The organism is Methylocystis sp. SC2, assembly GCF_000304315.1.
In the GTDB taxonomy this organism is placed as follows: Bacteria; Pseudomonadota; Alphaproteobacteria; order Rhizobiales; family Beijerinckiaceae; genus Methylocystis.
Window position 1 is genome coordinate 2,570,774 of the sequence record NC_018485.1, and the last position, 16,345, is coordinate 2,587,118.

Consider the following 16,345-nt stretch of genomic DNA (forward strand, 5'->3'; position numbering starts at 1 on the left):
AATGCGTTTCACTGACATTTTCGTGCGCCGCCCGGTGCTCGCCAGCGTGTTGAGCCTGCTGATCCTGGTGCTTGGCCTGCGCTCGCTGGCGACTCTCTCCGTGCTGCAATATCCGCGCACGCAAAACGCCGTTGTCACGGTGACGACGGCCTATTTTGGCGCCGATCCGGCGACCGTCGCCGGTTTCGTCACGACGCCGCTCGAAAACGCCATCGCGCAGGCGAACGGCATCGACTATCTCACCTCGACGAGTCAGATCGGGGTGAGCACGATCACCGCCAATCTGCGGCTGAACTATGATTCCGGCAAGGCGCTTACCGAGATCAGCACCAAGATCGATTCGGTGCTCAACCAATTGCCGCAGGCCGTGCAGCGTCCCGTCATCACCGTCAAGATCGGCCAAACGACCGACGCCATGTATATTGGCTTCAACAGCGACATTCTCACCCCGAGCCAGGTGACCGACTATCTCATCCGCGTCGTGCAGCCGCGTCTGCAATCGGTGCCGGGCGTGCAGACGGCGGAGCTGATCGGCGGCAAGACCTTTGCGCTCAGAGCCTGGCTCGATCCGGTGAAGCTCGCCGCCTATGGACTCACCGCCAGCGAGGTGGCGGCGTCTCTCCAGAGCAATGACTATATCGCCGGCCTCGGCTCGACCAAGGGCCAATGGGTTCAGGTCAATCTCTCGGCGGCGACGTCGCTCCATTCGCTCGAGGAGTTTCGCAACCTCGTCGTCAAGCAGGCGAACGGCGCCAATGTGAAGCTGCGCGACGTCGCCAATGTCACGCTCGGCGCGGACGATTATGAATCCTCGGTCTCGTTCGACGGCAAGCAGGCGGTCTATATCGGCATTCTCGTGGCGCCCAACGCAAATTTGCTCGACGTCGTCAAAGGCGTCAAAGACGCCTATCCCGACATCGTCAAAGCGCTGCCGCAAGGCTTGAACAGCGAGATTGTCTACGACACGACGAATTTCGTGAACAGCTCCATCGACGAGGTGATTCACACGCTCGTCGAAGCGGTTCTCATCGTCACCGCCGTCGTCTTCGTGTTTTTGGGATCATGGCGCTCGGTGCTGATCCCGATCATGGCGATCCCGCTTTCGCTCATCGGCTCGCTGACCTTTCTCCTCGCTCTCGGCTTCTCGATCAATCTGCTGACGCTGCTGGCGCTGGTGCTGGCGATCGGCCTTGTGGTCGACGACGCCATCATTGTCGTCGAAAACGTCAACCGGCATCTCGGCGAAGGTCTGACGCCTGTCGACGCCGCGCTGCTGGCGGCGCGGGAACTCGCCGGGCCGATTATCGCCATGACGATCGTGCTGATCGCCGTCTATGTGCCGATCGGCTTCCAGGGCGGCCTCACCGGCGCGCTTTTCGTCGAATTCGCTTTCACTCTGGCGGCGGCGGTCACCGTGTCGGGCGTCGTCGCGCTCACTCTGTCGCCGGTGAGTTGCGCTCTCGCGCTCAAGCCCCCGAAGCGAGGCGAGGAGACGCTTGAGTCGCGCATCGTCGGCTATATCGACGCGCGGATGGACGCCGTCCGGGATCGCTATCACCGCCTGCTGGACTCTTCCCTCAATTACGTCCCGGTGACGCTCGTCTTCGGCGGGCTGGTGCTTTCGAGCATCTATTGGCTCTACGCCAGCGCCAAGAGCGAACTCGCGCCAAACGAGGATCAGGGCATCATTCTGGCGCAGGCGACTCCGGCGCCCAACGCCACTCTCCAACAAAAGCTGTACTACGCCGATCAGGCATATAAAATCATCGCCAAGCATTCAGAGACCGACAGCGTGTTCCAGATCAATTCGCCGGCGGCGAATCTGTCCGGCGTCGTGCTCAAGCCCGCGGATGAGCGCAAGGTCGGGGCGGAGCAGTTGCAGCAGATGCTCCAGCAGGAGCTGAGCGCCGTCGCTGGCGTGCGCTTCGTCGCCTTCCAGCCGCCGCCGCTCCCCGGCTCGATGGGCTTGCCGATTCAATTCGTCTTCCAGAGCACCGACCCGTTCGAGAAGATGGACGGCATCTCCCGCGAATTCCTGTCGAAGGCGCTTGCGACGGGAAAGTTCATGTTCCTCGACACCGACCTCAAGATTGATCAGCCGCAGTTGTCGCTCGTCATCGACCGCGAAAAGACCGCGCAACTCGGCCTGAGAATGATCGACGTCGGCGGCGCGCTCACCACCGCGCTCAGCGGCGGCTATACGCAATATTTCGGGCTCGCCGGCCGTTCGTACAAAGTCATTCCGCAGGTCGCCCAGCGGTTTCGACTGAATCCGGATCAGATCTTGAATTATTACATCAAGACGGCGGACGGCTCCTTGGCGCCGCTTTCGACCGTCGCCAAGCTCCAAACCGCCATCGTTCCCGAGTCGCTCAATCATTTCCAGCAGATCAATTCGGTGACGATTTCGGGCGTGGCCGCCCCTGGCGTCATCGCCGGCGAGGCGCTCGACACGCTCAAAGAGATCGCGCGCCAAACATTGCCCGCGACCTATACGATCGACTACGCCGGACCCTCGCGTCAGTTCATTCAGGAGTCGAGCGGCTTCGCGGTGACGTTCGGCTTCGCCCTCATCATCATCTTTCTGGCGCTGGCCGCGCAATTCGAGAGCTTCCGCGATCCGCTGATCATTCTCGTATCCGTCCCGATGTCGATCGCCGGCGCGCTGGTGTTCATCATGCTCGGCTTTGGCGGCGCGAGCATCAATATCTACACCCAGGTCGGCCTCGTGACGTTGATGGGCCTGATCAGCAAGCACGGCATCCTGATCGTGGAATTCGCCAATGAATTGCAACATGGCGGCCTGTCGAAACGGGAAGCGATCCTGCAGGCCACGTCCATTCGCCTGCGTCCGATCCTTATGACCACCGCGGCGATGGTGCTCGGCGTCTTCCCGCTCATCATGGCGACGGGCGCGGGCGCGGCGTCGCGCTTCAACATGGGTCTGGTGATCGCCTCGGGCCTTTCCATCGGCACCTTGTTCACGCTGTTTGTTCTGCCCGCGGTCTATCTCGTCCTCGCGGCGGACCATTCGGGGTCGCGCAAGAAGGCCGCGCTCGATCTCGTGTCGCCAGCGCATTCATGAGTGCGGTCGTAGATCGTTGCTAAAGCCGATCCATGGACGCGTTGTGCGCGCGGCTTCGGAGACCTGATCCTTGTTACCGATCCGGCGCGATGTTCTGGCTCAAGATCGAATGCCCCGACTTATCGCTCGCCAGCGAAAACGCCGCTGACCCCGACGGCTCCATGGTCGCGACGCCGATCGACGGGACCGCGGGCAGGGTTAATCTGTATAATTCTGTATTGAGCGGGAAAAACTCCCGATTTATCTATCTGAAAGCGGCTTGACGATATTAAACCCATAAAAAACAGACTTCTCTTGAGAGTGCGTGACAAAAATCTGACGGCGGGCGAACAGTTTAGCATGCACTCGTCGCGATTTGCGCTTGACTGTAGCAATAGCTCCGCTAGCGTTGCGGCCTGGTGAGGCCGAAATCCATTGAGCGCCTCCGAAGGAATTTTTTGATGCTAAAGCGCGGCGGCTCCGGAAGAATATCGATTGCAGTTGCACTGCTTGCGCATCCCTCGCGGCGGCTGAATTAGTTCGCCCGGTCGCCGATTTGCGGCCTCGAAACGAAAACGACGCGCGAGAGAACAGTCATGTCCTCCTCGACAAGTGAATCGACGCGGGCGATCGCATGACGGCCGGCGAGGAGTTTCCGAGCAATGCGGGTTTGGCGCAGGCGATAAAGGCGCGGATTCCGAATATCGTAATCCCTTCCGAGATTCTCGCCGACCCTAAGGGAACGCTCGTTTTCCTCTATGAGGACTACATGTTCGCTGTCGGGAAGGTCGACGCGCCGTGCCCGATTTCGAAAGATGACCCTTGCGTGCAATTCGCCTGGTATTGGCCGGACGCTTGGGAAGTGGTTTCAAAACACAAGGCGCATCTGCTGGCGAGCGTCAGCGGCGGCGCCGGCGATAGGCGGCCGCGGGAGCGCTCGCTTTGATCGCTCTCATTCGTAAAATTCCGCTCCTGGGCTTTTTCGCGCGGATTCGCGTGCGCTCGGCTTCGCTCACATCCTTGCTTTCCGGCATTCTCTTCCTCGCTGGCGCAGTGGCTGCTGCGGCCGGCGACGATTGCATCCCTAACGAACGCTTCGTCAATGATCCGGACGGGCGTCGTTTTCTCGAACTGCGCTGGCTGATGGACCCGCCCGGCTGGCGCGTCCGCCTGCGCGTGCCCGCCGAATATGTGACATGGGCCGATGTCGGGTGCGTGCCCGCCTTGGGGCGCGGATATCCAGATCCGAACTATCGGGACGTCTATGTGCATGGGTTTAGCATCGGCGTGGATCTGCCGGATTTCACGGTTCTGCATCCGACCGATCGACACATCTGGAATCGAGGGCTCGACACGACAAAGATGGTTGTGAGGCTGGATTCCGAAGTAAAAGTGCAGGGTGGCGAGGCTGAAAAGGTTCAAGCGCTTCAGGAAATGTTCTATGGCAGACAACGGATTTCTCTTGATCCCGATAGTGTGTCTTTGAAATCAAGCCACCTGACTGTTGGCCCAAAGCCGGACAAGTTCAATTTGAAGCGCATCGGCGTCATCGGAGATATGAGCCGCTACAAGACCGAGCTGGGGGGGGGAGAGGCCGTCGATTACTACTATGTCGACAGAAAGCCGATCGATCTCTGGTTCGAGTGTCAGGCGGAAGAAATCAAGGATCACACGGAAGACTCGGGATGGAATCGTCGCCCCGAATGCCAGATGTTTTTCCGCTATGCGCGCCTGGACGCTGTAATTAAAGCCAGGTTCCCACGAATATTCATGCCGATGTGGCCGGAGATCAAGCTGAAGCTTGATCGGCTTTTGGACACATTCGAAGTTGGCGAACTGAATGAAGGACAATTGTGATGACGGCGCTCAATCGTACGGACATTGTTATGCTCGACGCCTATGCGAGAGCGGGCGATCGACATGGCTATTATTCTTATCTAGCGAGCTTCGGCGACGGCTACGCGGGTCTAGCGCGTGATGTCGTGACAGGTCACACACTATCTGGTTACGTCGCGAATAATTACATGGAAACCGCTTTTCGCGAGCGTGGAATCAGCGTCACTCCCGATTTGATGAATAGAGTTGGTATTGAATTGATGCGCGAAGATTTGAAGGTGCGTCAAGACGAGGTAAAAATCGGCAAGTCCGGTCTGAATTTGGACTCGAATATTATTGCCGAATATCACAGGAGCGTTTTCGAAAAGTTCTCAGGAGGGAAAGTCGGCCTTGAGGCTTGGACAGCCGGTCAGCCGTTGAAAGATGCGTTGGCTGCTGGCGCCGCCACGGGAGATTATACGAAAGCCAATCAGGAATTTCGCTACATCCAGGAGCATCCTTGGTGTTACGGCATCGAGCAGGTCGGCAAACATAGTTTTCAGGACGGGATTGGCACTCAGTGGGGCACATGGGTGCAACGCAACACTATCGGCTTTATCCAATACCTAGCGAGAGGCGGCGAAATCCTCGACACAGCCGTTGAAGCGGGCGCCATTCCATTCCAGCCGCCGTTTTATCCATTCCAGGGAACATTAATTGATACATCGGCTCGCACTGGTCAAAACTATTCTTTTGCGGACGTCCCAATAAACGGCTCAGTTCAATTCCTTGAGGACGGCAAGGCAGGTTCTAACGGCGCCTCCAAATCCCAACTCGACGTGACGCGTCCGGGGAACTCCTCCTTCGGCAATGATTACGGCGACGGCAATCTGCCAGGAAACGGAACGGGTTTTTCCGTCTCGGCGGGCAACTCGGTCACAACCGGCTTCGGAAGCGGTCTCTTCGGCGACGCGACGAGCGGGCTGAGCGGTCTCTTCGGCGACGCGACGAGCGCGCTGGGGAATCTCCTCGGTTCGGGCAATTATTCACTGGGCTTTGTCGACAACGGCTTCGTGTTCAACGCGAACTTTGGCTATCAGGGGCAGAATATCAATTTGCCCGACTTCGGAAAGCCTGTGCTGCCCTTCGATGGCGGCGGGTCGGAGAGCGGAATCGGCTTCAACAGCCTCGGCGACCTCGGCCGCATGTTCGGGGGACTCTGGTCGGATGTGAAGAGCGTCTTTTCGAGCGTCGGCAATTTCTTTGACAATATTTTCGGCGGCATCGGCGATTTCTTCAGCAGCATCTTTCCCGTGGCGCTCGATTTGAACGGCGACGGCGTGCAGCTGACGCCGGTGACGTCGTCGAACACTTATTTCGACATGGCGGGCGACGGCTATCAGCATTTGACCGCCTGGGCCGCTCCGGGCGACGCGCTTTTGGCCTATGACGCCAACAATGACGGGAAGATCGACCAGCAGAACGAAATCGACTTCACGCAATGGGACCCGACGGCGACCTCCGACATGCAGGCGCTGCGCGACGTGTTCGACACCAACCATGACGGCAAGCTCAGCGCCAGCGACGCGAAGTTCTCGCAGTTCAAGCTGATCGTCAGCAACGCCGACGGCTCTACAGTCGCGACGCCGATCGACGGGACGGCGGGCAGGCTTAATCAGTGTAATTCCCAAACGAGGGTGAAAAAATCCCGATTTACTTATCTGAACGCCGCGTGACGATATTAAACCCATAAAAAACAGACTTCTCTTTAGAGTGCATGACAAAAATCTGACGGCGGGCGAACAGTTTAGGATGCACGCGTCGCGATTTGCGCTTGACTGTAGCAATAGCTCCGCTAGCGTTTCGGCCTGGTGAGGCCGAAATCCATTGAGCGCCTCCGAAGGAATTTTTTGATGCTAAAGCGCGGCGGCTCCGGAAGAATCTCGATTGCAGTTGCACTGCTTGCGCATCCCTCGCGGCGGCGGAAATTGGCTCGCCCGGTCGCCGATCGCGACCGCGAAGCGTAAACGACGCGCGAGAGCATGGTCATGTCTTCCTCGACAAGTGAATCGACGCTGGCGATCGTCATGACGGCCGGCGAGGAGTTTCCGAGCAGAGAGGTTAAAAGGAGTCTCGCTCGACGCCATGAATTCTTAAAAGAAGAAAATATCTTGGATCACAATAAGCGAAACTATCTGGCAGCGGGGATAAGCGCATGCGTCTTGGCTATTTCTTTATTTTGTTCTGCTGCGCCTGCCAGGGCAATTGATTGCGCGCTTGCGCAAACCCGAGCGGATAAAGCGATTTGCGCCGATACAGAAGCTCGCGCTGCCGATGAGTTGTTGGGTCTCGCGTACAATCGCTTGCGAGAAGAGCTTACAGCAAAGGAACGGTCGGCTTTAAAGCAATCTCAAACTGACTGGATCCAATGGCGTAACAACTCATGTGAAGAACAACGTGAGACCGCGCCATTTATAAAATGCTTGATTGAAGACACCAAGCTAAGGGAGACCTATTTGGCGGGGCGCGCAGCCTCAGGGAGCGGCGGCCACTTGGTTGCGGGAAGGCCCTTTTTCATGCGCGTTCCGGCCGCGAAGGGCCAGGCTAGACTGACTATTGAAGCCTTTCATTTTCGTCCCGGCGCGGCGTGGATGGCGGACGCAAACAGGTTTATCGATGAACATATACAAAGAGCTATTGGTGATTCAAACTTGCGTGATGTCGATGCATCTCTGATGCGGGGAGCGGAACTTTTTGTGGACCTGTCGGTGCAGTTAAGTTATCTCTCTGCGAACATTGCCTCTATTGGCGTCGCATATGAAAACTATATTGGTCAAGCGCATCCGTTCCGCTATTCAGTAAATAGGGCATTTGATGTTAATTCCGGGCGTGTTTTAAATTTTAATGATTTATTTGATGAGGCCGGCGCAACGGAAATATTGCAGCTTTGCGCGCCACAAGTAAAAGAGCAAAAAGATAAACGTGAGTCCACGGGAGAAAAGTCATCGGTTAGGGAGAATCTAAGCGACGATGAGCGGGGGGAACTTTCAGATAGGACACGCGATCTGGAATCCTGGAGTTTTACAAATTCGGCTGCAGAGATTTATTACGGGGATTATGCCTTTGGCGGATTCGGAGAATGCATGTGTCAGTGCGAGTTACCATATTCAACCTTAAACAAGATCATAAAAAAGGAATATATCCTGCAGTAGAATTTTACTATAAAACATCCAACATATTCTTTCGGAGATGCTCTCATGACGTATATACTTACAATAAATCAGCTTTTCGCGATCCTGACAGCGACTGAGGGCGCTAAGAAAAATACAGTATCGTATCCTGTTCCTGACGCAGAATTCGGTCACGAGCCTCCGATGAATCAGCGTGGTAGATATGGAGGAAATCATTCTGGGTTTTCCTTTGGGCGCGTCCAATTAGATATTGGAAATAATCCGATCGCTCGGGAGGCATATGAACAAATTCTGCAGTTAGGTCTCTCTAACGGCTTGATAAACAATGAACAGCAGTTGTTTTTGAGCAAATTTTCGGTTATGCGTCCAGATGCGAATCGTAATTTCCCGGATTTGCACCAAAGTTGGCGTGAGGCCAAATCTTTATTGAATGACAAACTCTTTGGGCCGGATAGTCCTTTAGCTGATCAAGTTAGCTCCATAATTAGTGATGCGCAACATAGATGGCTTGAGAAGGGAGCTCTGCCCAACATCAATAGATTTCTTAGTAATCATTCCACGGGCGTTTTCAATCAAAACTCCCCGGATTTCGCCCGGGCTATCGCTGTAATTTCATCGCTCCAAAATCGGTCCGGTAATCTCGATCGTTTCACGGCTGCCTTTGGCAAGTCAGGAGAGACTTTATCGGACTTGAAGACCGCGTGGGCAACGCAGTTGGGAGACGGCCGCGGGCGCGACGACTGGTCGCTTATCAGCAGGGGCGCGGCGGTATTTGAGAACCTTAATCTGGGTGGCCAGCAGCTCAACTCAGTATCTGGGTTCGACCCTGCGGCGATCGCTCGTTTTTTAGATTACACGCGGCCGATATCGGGAAGTGTTGAATTTCTCCCCTCTGGACAATTCTACCCCTATTCGGGCGGATCCAACGGCTTTTCCAGATCCCAGCTCGACGTGACCGGCCCAGGGAGTTCGTCCTTCGGCAATGGTTACGGCGACGGCAATCTGCCAGGAAACGGGAGTAGTTTCTCCGTCTCGGCGGGCAACTCGGTCACGCCCGCCTTCGGAAGCGGTCTCTTCGGCGATGCGACGAGCGGGCTGGGCGGTCTCTTCGACGACACGACCAGCGCGCTGGGGAATCTCCTCGGATCGGCCAATTATTCGCTGGGCTTTGTCCCGAACGGCTTGATGTTCGGCGCGAACTTCGGCGATTCGGGGCAGGCCAACATCAATCTCCCCGGCTACGGGGCGGGCTTCCATTTGCCCTCTTATGGCGGCGGGTCGGAGAGCGGGGTCGGCTTCAACAGCATCGGCGACCTCGGCCGCCAGGCGCGGGGATGGGTGAATAATTTCGTCTCGGATGTGAAGAGTGTGTTTTCGAGCGTCGGCAAATTCTTCGGCAACATTTTCGGCGGCATCGGCGATTTCTTCAGCAGCATCTTTCCCGTCGCGCTCGATTTGAACGGCGACGGCGTGCAGCTGACGCCGGTGACGTCATCGAACACTTTTTTCGACATGGCGGGCGACGGCTATCAGCATCTGACCGCCTGGGCCGCTTCGGGCGACGCGCTTTTGGCCTATGACGCCAACAATGACGGGAAGATCGACCAGCAGAACGAAATCGACTTCACGCAATGGGACCCGACGGCGACCTCCGACATGCAGGCGCTGCGCGACGTGTTCGACACCGACCATGACGGCAAGCTCAGCGCCAGCGACGCGAAGTTCTCGCAGTTCAAGCTGATCGTCAGCAACGCCGACGGCACGCGGACGCTGCAGACGCTGGCGCAGGCGGGGATCGCCTCGATCAATCTCATCGAGGACCAGACCACCCGCGCCTTCGCCGACGGCTCGTCGATCGACGGCCAGACGAGTTTCACGCGCACCAATGGAACGACGGGAACGGCGGCGACGGTCACGCTCGTCTATGACGCCGCGGGCGCCGCCCTGCGCTCCACGACGACGCAAAACGCCGACGGCTCGAAGACCATCGACAATAAGTCGCTCAACGCGGATGGAAGCGTCGCCAGCGAGCGCATTCTGACCACCTCGGCCGACGGCAAGACCAAGACGCTGTCGGTCGATCTCGATGGCGACGGGGTGATCGACCAGATCCAGACCTCCGTTACGGTGGTCAACGCCAATGGCTCGAAGACCGAGACGGTGACCGACAAGACAGCGGGCGGCGCGGTTCTGGCCCGCCGGGCGACGACGACCAGCGCAGACGGAAAGTCGATCACGATCCAGACCGACCCGGATGGCGGCGGCGCCTGGACCCGCGTCGAGACGATCGTCGTGGCCGCCGACGGCTCACGCACCAACACGGTCTCGAATCTCAACGTCAACGGGTCGCTGATCGACAAAACGATCGTGACCACGAGCGCAAACGGGCTGACAAGCCAGACGAAGACGGATGTCAACGGCGACGCCGTTTTCGATTTAACCACGAACGAGGTCATCGTGGTCAACGCGGACGGCAGCCGCACGGAGACGGTCAGGGAAACGAACGCCAATGGCTCGCTGCGCGACGCATGGGTGAAGACCACCAGCGCCGACGGACTTTCGAAGACGACGGTCTTCGATCTCGACGGCAATGCGACGACCGATCTGACGACCACGGAAGTCGTCGTGAAGAACGCCGACGGCTCCTACACGACCACGACCACGAACAATAATGGAAACGCCTCGCTCCGCGATCAGACGAAAACCCTGCTTTCGGCCGACAATCTGTCGCGGACGACCCAGTCGGACGTCAATGGCGACGGCGTCTGGGACGTGACCACCACGGACGTCACGACGATCAACGCCGACGGCGGCCGGACGCAGACCGTCACGGATTTAAACGCGGATGGCTCCAAGCGCGACAAGACGGTGATCGCCAAGGCGGCGGACGGCCGGTCGAGGACCATCCAGATCGATCAGAACGGCGACGCGATCTGGGACAGCGTCGAAACCATCGTCGTCGCGGCGAATGGCTCGAGCGTCGATACGACGACCACCTACAACAGCAACGGCAGCATCATCGACAAGTCGATCGTCTCGACGAGCGCCGACGGGCTGACGCGAACCAGCCAGGTCGACGCCAATGGCGACGCCATCATCGATCTGATCACGACGGAGACGACGGTAAAGAACGCCGACGGCTCGTCCACCCAGACGACCGCCAACAAGGCGAACAACGGCGCGCTGAAAGACAAAACGATCACGACGACGAGCGCGAACGGGCTGAATGTCTCGACGCAGCTGGACATCGACGGCAATGGAACGATCGACCGGACGATTGCCGATGTGACGGTGGTCAACGCCAACGGCAGCCGCACGGAGACGATCACGCAGACGAACGGCAATGCGTCATTGCGCGCGAAAACGGTCGTGTCGACCAGCGCCGACCACAAGACGGTGACCACGACCACGGATTTGAACGGCGACGGCGTGACGGATGTCACAGAGAGCGTCGCGACCGCGACGAACGGCGTCACGACCGACACGGTCGCGGAATTCAATCCGAACGGAACCTTGCGCGCCCGGACAGTTTCAACCGTCAACGCCACGGGCCTGTCGAAGACCGTGCAGAGCGACGTGAACGGCGACAGCGTGTGGGACACGACGGTTACGGACACGACCGTGCTGAACGCCGACGGCAGTCGCACCCAAACGGTGCTGACCAAGAACGCCAATGGTTCGCTGCGGTCAAAGGTCGTCGCGACAATCAACGCCACGGGCCTGTCCGTCACGACGCAATCCGACGTCGACGGCGACGGCGTGAACGACGTGACGACGACGGATGTGACCGTGCTCAACGCCGATGGAAGCACGAGCGAAACCGTCGCTGACTTCAACGCCAACGGGACGAAGCGCGATCAAACGGTCATCGTGACCAGCGACGACGGGCTGTCGGTCACCACCTCCGTGGATCTCGACGGCAATGGGAGCGTCGACCGAATCCGCACCGACGTCACCACGCTGAACGCCAACGGCAGCCGAGTGGAGACCATTACGGACAAGAATGGCGACGGAACGCTGAGGGACAAGATTTCAATTTCGGCGAGCGCAGACGGCCGGTCGAAGACGATCTCCAGCGACCTCAACGGCGACGGGCAAAACGACAGCGTCGAGACGATTGCGGTCGGCGCGGACGGCTACACGGTCGATACGGTCGTCAATTACAATCCCAATGGCTCGCTGCGGGACAAAACGGTCGTGCAGACAAGCGCCAATGGCCTGTCGGGGCGAACGCAAACCGACGTCAACGGCGACGGCGTGTGGGACGTGACTCGGACGGATGTGACCGTCCTCAACGCCGACGGAAGCACGAGCGAGACGGTCACCGACCTGAACGCGAATGGCTCGACGCGCGCCCGGACAGTCATCTCGACGAGCGCGAATGGGCTCTCGAAGACTGTCCAGACGGACATCAACGGCGACGGAATATGGGACACGACGGCCGCGGAAATCGCCGCGCTGAACGCCGACGGTTCGCAGACGCAGACGTATTCGGAGACGAACGCCAATGGTGCGCTCCGGGGCAAGTCCGTCACGACGACGAGTTCTGACGGCAAAACCACCTCGATCAGCCGAGACGTCAATGGCGACGGAATAACCGATCAGACGGAAACCACCGTCCTCCAGGCCAATGGCGACGTCATCGACACGCTCACGGACCTGTCCAGAGAAGGCGCGCTGCAGAGCAAGCGCGTCACGACGACCAGCGCCACTGGGCTCGCGAAGACCATCGCCTATGACAATAATGGCGATGGAGCTGACGACCGCACGGAAACTGACGTCACCGTCCTCAACAGCGACGGGAGCCGCGTGGAGACCTACACGGACTACAACGGAACCACGGGCGGCGGCGTCGTCGAGCGGATCGTGAAGACCGTCAGCGCGAACGGACTGATCGTGACGACGGAACGTACGGGCGTGAACGGCTATGAGACGCTCAATTCTTATGCGACGGATACGATCGTTCTGAACGCCGACGGCTCGACGACGGAGACGGTCTCCGTGTCGGCGACGTCGGGCGGCGCGCTCAAGACCAAGGTCGTCACGTCGACGAGCGCCAGCGGCCTGTCGAAGACGACCCAAACCGACGTCAATGGCGACGGGCGGTTCGACGTGACGGATACGACGACGACCAGTGTCGACGGCAGCCGGGTCGAGACGCTTATCAATCTGAACATGGACGGGACGCTGCGCCAGAAGGACGTTTTGACGACGAGCCATGACGGCCTGACGCAGGGCCTTCAGCGCGACACGAACGGCGACGGCGTCTTCGATCATTTTGAAACCAAATCGCGTAACGCCGACGGCTCGACCTCCGACATCGTCTGGGACACGACCGCCGCTGGCGCGTTGACCTCAAAAATCAGCACGACGCTGAGCGACGACCAGTTGTCAAAGACGATTTCGATCGATTCGAACGGCGACGGCGTGGTGGATTTGAGCCGGAGCCAGACGACTGCGCTGAACGTCGACGGCAGCCAAACGATCACCGTCGCCGATTACGGCGCCGCGGGGATTTTGCGCGACCGGACGGTGACGACGGTGAGCGCCAACGGTCTGACCAAGGTGTCGAAGATCGATGTGAATGGTCGCGGAACATCTCTCGAGACGCAGAACGACGTCACCGCGCTGCACGCCGACGGCAGCAGCACGCGCACGATCACCAACGCCTACGCCGACGGAACGATCAAGGATCAGACCATTGCGGCCACGAGCGCGAATGGCTTGACGACGAATATTGTGACGAGGGGGTACGGGGCGGTCCCAGACGTTAACGAGACGATCACGATTGCGGCCGACGGCGCCAAAACCGATACGCTCTCCTTGAGCTATGCGAATTCGAGCTTGACGACGACCGTCACGACGACCACGAGCGCAGATGGATTGATCGTCACCTCCCATGAAACCGGCACGGGGATCGGATGGCAACAGGGTCCTCCGCTTTACGTTTATGGCAACCCGATCCCGACCGTTGGCCTAGCGGTCAAGGGCGTCGACGTCACGAGCACGAAGGTCTACGTTCCAAACTCCAACGGAAGCTATGCTTGGTACGTAACGTCCCCAGACAGCTATTCGATTAACCTCCTCGGTCTCAGTTCGGGATATCTGGGCGCTTATGCGTCGCATTCGATCGACGAGAATGGAGTGGACACCTGGGTCTGGAATGAAAGCCCGACATCGACCTTTAGCCTGTATGGATACACATTCAGCACCTACAACGGCGGCGGGGCCAAGTCGATTACCATTGACGTTGCGTCCGAGCAAAAATTCGTCGCGATGGCCGAGCGGATGTATGACACGCTTCTCAATCGCGACATGACCGAGAGCGAAAAGCAGTTTCTCGCCGACTATATTACGACGAGCGGCGCTGGCGCGGAGTTCAATCTCAATAAGCTCGCTGCCGATGTCATGACGAACAAGGCCTATTTGGCGGCTCCGCCGGCGACGGTCGTCATCGGGAACACGCCGCCGCCGACGGAATTTATCGGCAAATATGGCGCTCTAACGGACGCCGAATTCATTGAACAGATGTCCCAGAACGCTCTTGGCCGCTATGCTACGCTCGCGGAGCTGAATAAATATCTCTCTCAGCTCAAGGCGGGGACGGTTACGCGCGCCGACATCGCCGTCGCCCTGTCGGAAAGTTCCGAACATCTCGCCGACGGCAACGTCCATGAGACGACAAACAACACGCTGAGCGGCGGGCAACTCGTTTCTATCGATCACACGACCGACAAGCAGGTTGCGACGGATATTCTGGGGCAACTCTATTATGCTGCGTTAAAGCGGACCATGACCGGCGCTGAAATCGCCGCGCAGCTGCCGCGGATTCTCAACGGATCGGCGACGGAGGTGCAGATCGCCGGCGAACTCATCGCATCTTCGGAATTCACGACGAAATACGGAACGACGACCGACGCCGCCTTCGTCAATCTCGTCTTTACCAACGTCTATGGCCGAGCGCCGACGTCGACGGAGTCTCAAACCTGGGCCGGCATGCTGACCGCCGGGACGATTTCAAGGGCGGATTTTCTTGATTCGGTTGCGCGCGCAATCGATCACGCCAGTCTTGGCGGCGTCGGCGTCACGGCGATCGCCGTGACGAATACCGGCGCGACGGTCAACACGGCTTCGACGCCCGTGATTTTCGAAAATGGATCTGGCGGAACGGTCTCGAGCAGCGGAAACGCCATCACCCTCAAATCGAACACAAATGTCACGGTCAATGGCTCCGATGATCCGGTCGCCGTGATAGGGACCGGCAATCAACTGACCGTGAGCTCCGGAAACGTCACCATCGACGCCTCCGCCAGCGCAACTGTCACCGGATCAGCCAATAAGCTCGCGACCGACGTAAATGCGACTTTGTCGGTCGCGGGTCAAGACAACGTCGTCAACGCCGCCGGCGGTTCGACAGTGAACGTCGCGGGCGGCGTCATTAGCACTGTCGTAATCGGCTGGTACTGGGTCTGGGGGTGGCCATTCCCGATCTATGGCACGGAGAATCATACGAATACGATCAACATCAGTGGCGGCAAGGTCAACATCGCCGCCGGCGACACCGATACGATCAACGGTTCAAATAATGACATTACCCTGCTCGGGTCCTCAACGATCACGGAGAATGGCAACAACAACAATTTCGTTTTCCATCCAGGGTTCGGGACGGATGTGATCTCCGGTTTCGACGCGTCGGACACGCTGCAATTTGACCATGCGATCTTTGCGGATTGGTCGCATCTTCTTGCCGCTTCATCTCAACAAAACGCAGATACGCTCATCACGCTCGACGCGAATAACACCATCACGCTCCAGAACGTCGCTCTGTCGAGTCTGACTCCGTCGCAGGTGCAATTCGTGTAATCAGAGGAGACGCCGGCGAAGCTCTAGAGCCCTTCCTGATCACATGGAATCATGTGATCGATAAGGAATCGCTCCAAATCAAAACGTTGGAGCAGGTTCTAATCAAAAAAGTCTGTCAACTTTTTCGGAACCTGCTCTCATGGGCGACATGAACGACTTTTGCGAAGAGCAGGAGTCGGTTCTGGGGGAGCGACTGACCAAATGCGGCGATTAAGCTTGCATGGTCTATGCGAGGCCGCCCATTGTCATCAAGCAATCTGATCGCGCGAGTTAGGGCGGCTTGGAGTCGCGGCCGCAGCGCGCCGCGTCGGATGCAGGATATCAGTCCTAAGCGGTCCTCTCGGCTTTCTCTGTGACTCATCTAGGCTGTCGCCATCCTGCGTGGATCATGCGCAAGGCTTTTCGGCGCCTT

The 16,345-nt window shown here is 58.3% G+C and carries 7 protein-coding genes; all 7 read left to right on the top strand.

What is annotated here, in order from left to right; translation table 11 throughout:
- Window position 1: 1 nt before the first annotated feature.
- The 7 genes from BN69_RS12445 (at window position 2) to BN69_RS18530 (ending at window position 15,933) form a co-directional block, all read left to right on the top strand.
- The gene (locus tag BN69_RS12445; protein WP_014891972.1) at window positions 2-3,085 is read left to right on the top strand and encodes an efflux RND transporter permease subunit; all 3,084 of its coding nucleotides are present in this window, start codon (window positions 2-4) and stop codon (window positions 3,083-3,085) included.
- Window positions 3,086-3,174: 89 nt separating this feature from the next.
- Window positions 3,175-3,348 carry a hypothetical protein gene (locus BN69_RS19490; RefSeq protein WP_158491318.1) on the top strand — a complete coding sequence of 58 codons (174 nt, stop codon included), beginning with the start codon at window positions 3,175-3,177 and terminating at the stop codon, window positions 3,346-3,348.
- Between the two features lie 350 nt (window positions 3,349-3,698).
- A complete protein-coding gene (locus BN69_RS12450) occupies window positions 3,699-4,010 on the top strand; it encodes a hypothetical protein (RefSeq protein ID WP_014891973.1) in 312 nt (103 codons plus the stop codon).
- Window positions 4,007-4,921: a hypothetical protein gene (locus BN69_RS12455; protein WP_014891974.1), complete on the top strand. Its 915-nt coding sequence runs from the start codon at window positions 4,007-4,009 to the stop codon at window positions 4,919-4,921. Before BN69_RS12450 ends, BN69_RS12455 begins: the two co-directional genes overlap by 4 nt.
- Window positions 4,921-6,615, top strand: a complete 1,695-nt coding sequence (locus tag BN69_RS12460; RefSeq protein WP_014891975.1) for an EF-hand domain-containing protein — start codon at window positions 4,921-4,923, stop codon at window positions 6,613-6,615. Before BN69_RS12455 ends, BN69_RS12460 begins: the two co-directional genes overlap by 1 nt.
- A 306-nt stretch (window positions 6,616-6,921) precedes the next feature.
- Window positions 6,922-8,091: a lysozyme inhibitor LprI family protein gene (locus BN69_RS18865; protein WP_014891976.1), complete on the top strand. Its 1,170-nt coding sequence runs from the start codon at window positions 6,922-6,924 to the stop codon at window positions 8,089-8,091.
- A gap of 162 nt (window positions 8,092-8,253) precedes the next feature.
- On the top strand, window positions 8,254-15,933 hold the full coding sequence (locus tag BN69_RS18530; RefSeq protein ID WP_158491319.1) for a DUF4214 domain-containing protein: 7,680 nt from the start codon (window positions 8,254-8,256) through the stop codon (window positions 15,931-15,933).
- Window positions 15,934-16,345 lie beyond the last annotated feature (412 nt).

Bases quoted from the DNA above. Each gene is read 5' to 3' on its own strand.
- BN69_RS12445 (WP_014891972.1), top strand. From the start codon at position 2: ATGCGTTTCACTGACATTTTCGTGCGCCGCCCGGTGCTCGCCAGCGTG.
- BN69_RS19490 (WP_158491318.1), top strand. From the start codon at position 3,175: ATGTTCTGGCTCAAGATCGAATGCCCCGACTTATCGCTCGCCAGCGAA.
- BN69_RS12450 (WP_014891973.1), top strand. From the start codon at position 3,699: ATGACGGCCGGCGAGGAGTTTCCGAGCAATGCGGGTTTGGCGCAGGCG.
- BN69_RS12460 (WP_014891975.1), top strand. From the start codon at position 4,921: ATGACGGCGCTCAATCGTACGGACATTGTTATGCTCGACGCCTATGCG.
- BN69_RS18865 (WP_014891976.1), top strand. From the start codon at position 6,922: ATGGTCATGTCTTCCTCGACAAGTGAATCGACGCTGGCGATCGTCATG.
- BN69_RS18530 (WP_158491319.1), top strand. From the start codon at position 8,254: ATGAATCAGCGTGGTAGATATGGAGGAAATCATTCTGGGTTTTCCTTT.